Source organism: Acinetobacter sp. CIP 64.7 (assembly GCF_000369745.1).
Taxonomy (GTDB): Bacteria; Pseudomonadota; Gammaproteobacteria; order Pseudomonadales; family Moraxellaceae; genus Acinetobacter; species Acinetobacter fasciculus.
Window position 1 is genome coordinate 113,678 of the sequence record NZ_KB850178.1, and the last position, 571, is coordinate 114,248.

The following is a 571-nucleotide window of genomic DNA, read 5'->3' on the forward strand; positions in this document are numbered from 1 at the left end:
AATATGGCATTAGCTATCGTGAACTGCAGGAAATGCTGGCCGAACGGGGTGTGAATGTTGATCACACGACTATTTACCGTTGGGTTCAACGTTATGCTCCTGAAATAGAAAAACGTTTACGCTGGTATTGGCGTAATCCTACAGATCTGAGCTCGTGGCATATTGATGAAACCTATGTAAAAGTGAATGGACGATGGTCTTATCTGTATCGTGCAGTCGATCAACGTGGCGATACCATTGATTTTTATCTTTCTTCTAGACGTAATACCAAATCAGCATATTGTTTTCTTGGAAAAATTTTAAATAATGTGAAGAAGTGGCAAATTCCACAAGTGATCAACACGGATAAAGCACCCACATATGTACGTGCTTTATCACGGTTAAAACGGGAAGGTAAATGTCCACCAGACCTTGAGCACAGGCAGATTAAGTATAAAAATAACGTGATTGAATGTGATCATGGCAAGCTAAAGCGGATCATCAGGGCCACATTAGGATTCAAATCTATGAAGACGGCTTATGCCACAATTAAAGGTATTGAAGTCATGCGTGCACTACGTAAAGGACAAGC

1 protein-coding gene is annotated in these 571 nt (G+C 40.6%); it reads left to right on the top strand.

The annotated features are described in order from the left end of the window. Window positions 1–571 (top strand): IS6-like element IS1006 family transposase (locus F890_RS02705; RefSeq protein WP_005265657.1); only part of this gene is annotated, 571 nt, incomplete at both ends.